The following is a 2,231-nucleotide window of genomic DNA, read 5'->3' on the forward strand; positions in this document are numbered from 1 at the left end:
GAACCGATCCTTGCCATACGCGATGCAATTGATCGGGACGTTGGTAGTGGTGTAGGCCTGCTCAACCGAATTCAGCAATACATCGTCATCCTGAAGATTACGCTCGTATACGAACAAACCAAGCCACGGCGTCGCCTGCACGCAATCGCGGCACAACTGGCCGACTTGCGCCAACTTCGTCATGGCCTCGTCAAGCGCTGCACGGTCACGGAGAGCGGTCTTCACCTCGATTACCGCTTTCACGCAGTCGGGTGTCACGAACATCAAATCACCATCACGGAAGAGCGTCGGCTTGTTTCCATTGTTAGCGATCATCCAAAAACGTAGGAATTTGGACCTCGGCCGGTTTCTTCGGTTCACCATGCTCTCGGAGATACTCGGCGTACCGAGATATCTTGGGGCAGCGGCGTAGCTCTTCGATGATGGGGACGATGTAATGCAGGGACCCGATGGGTTCGAGAGGAGGCGCGTCTTCGGGCCGGTCGGTTCTTCTGGCGACGGCGAGTCGGAGAGCCGACTCGAGCAGGTCGAGGGATACGCCTTGTCGGTGAAGTTCGTGAGCGAGCCGGCGATCGCTTTGCCGGGGACGGACGGCGCTCCCGGCGAGCTGCTGGTAGAGGGTGATAGCGCGGCGCACATAGGCTCTGGGCGAGGCGTTCATGACTTCTTTTTGCATGGTCTTCTCTTTCGCCGTCGGGCTGCTGCTTCCTGCTCGCTTTCACGGACGCGGAAGCTGCGACCCTCGATGATCGTAACATCGGCGTGATGGGTCAGGCGGTCGAGAAGCGTGGCGATACAGGTTGCGTTGGGGAAGACGAGATTCCAGTCCTTGAAAGTGCGATTCGTCGTGACGACGATCGACTTCTGCTCGTAGCGGCGGTTGACGACCTCGTAGAGCAAGTCGGCGGCGTGGTGATCGTAGGAGAGATATCCGACCTCGTCGATGCAAAGCAGTGCGGGCCGAGAATACTTGGTCAGCCGGCGCCGTCTGAGTTCCGGAGAGTCGACCTGAAGATCCTCGATCAGCTCGGCAGCAGTGCGAAACAGCACGGTGTGACCCGCATGGGCGGCCTTGAAGGCGATGTTCTTGGCGATCATGGTCTTGCCTAGACCATTCGATCCGAGCATGACCAGGTTACGCTTCTCGTCGATGAAGTCGAGAGTCAGAGCGCGCTCGATCGCATCGCGGTCGATCTTCTTGGGCCAGTTCCAGTCGAAATCGGCCATCATCTTGAATCGACCGAGCCGCGCCATCTGGAGCCGCCGCTCGCTTCCCCGCCGCGATTTCTCCTGCATCTCGGAGCGAGCAATCTCTTCGAGGAGGATTCTGGGGGACCAGCGGGACTTGGTGGCCCGAGCAATCGTATCTTCGAGGTTCTCGGCAGTGGCATGCAGTCCGATCCGAGCCAGTTGATCGGCCAGATCAGGCATCGGGGTCGTGGTGCGTGAGTTCATCGTAAGTCTCCGGATCATGAGGTTGGACACAGAGGTTCTCGAGGTCAGGCCGACGCTGCAAAGCCACGGGAAGCAGCCGTTTGCGGGTCTTGGCGCGATGCCGCTGGCCGAGGATGTAGGCTACCGAGCTGGCTCGTGGAGTGCCGCGTTCGAGGGCTTCACACACAGCGCTGCGCATCTCCTCGGCACCGTAATCGTCAAGCAGGCGAAGTAGCTGGGCGGCCTGAGCACCGCTGGGCTCGCCCCGGCGGAAGGCCGCTTCCAGCAGCGCTTCGCTCTCGGGGACCGCCGCGACCAGCCGGCCTTGCCGGGTCGCACCGTAGGCCTTGCGCTTCTCCTTCAACAAGGCCTCCTGATGGGCCGGATCCTCGATCTTCCGGCCACGGTCGTAGCTTCTCTTGTGCTCGGCGACCTGTTTCTCGCCGTCGAACAAGCGGATGCGGCGATCGGAGGCAACCAACACCAGATTTCGGCCGACTGCGGTCGGTGGGATCGAGTAGTCGTTCAGATCGAAACGGATGTAGATCGTCTTCGCCGAGCGCACGGTCTTCACCTGATCCGTCTCCATCGCGTGCTTCGGCAAAGGCAACAGCACATGCCGCTCCTCCTCGAAAAGCTCGCCAACCGTGCGTTTCCCATCGCCGGGCCAACGACGGGTGTGAGCGATCTCGTCACGCCACCTCCAGGCCTGGCGATTGAAATCCTCGAGCGTCGTAAAGGGGCGAGCCGCGAAGAAGCTCTCCCGGACGAAACGAATGGCCCGCTCGACACGACCT

Annotated in this window: 3 protein-coding genes; all 3 read right to left on the reverse strand. The window is 60.8% G+C overall.

The window, feature by feature from the left end:
* On the reverse strand, nucleotides 1-315 hold a 315-nt coding region (locus Q9Q40_01360), incomplete at its 3' end, for a hypothetical protein (protein MDQ7005859.1).
* 342 nt (nucleotides 316-657) lie between these two features.
* The gene (istB, locus tag Q9Q40_01365; protein ID MDQ7005860.1) at nucleotides 658-1,455 is read right to left on the reverse strand and encodes an IS21-like element helper ATPase IstB; all 798 of its coding nucleotides are present in this window, start codon (nucleotides 1,453-1,455) and stop codon (nucleotides 658-660) included.
* Nucleotides 1,424-2,231: IS21 family transposase (locus Q9Q40_01370; protein ID MDQ7005861.1), on the reverse strand; the 808-nt coding region annotated here is incomplete at its 5' end. The genes Q9Q40_01370 and istB, both read right to left, overlap by 32 nt.

This window comes from Acidobacteriota bacterium, assembly GCA_030949985.1.
Lineage (GTDB): Bacteria > Acidobacteriota > Polarisedimenticolia > J045 > J045 > JALTMS01.

Coding starts and splice junctions, on each gene's coding strand:
- istB (MDQ7005860.1), bottom strand. CDS start 1,455: ATGAACTCACGCACCACGACCCCGATGCCTGATCTGGCCGATCAACTG.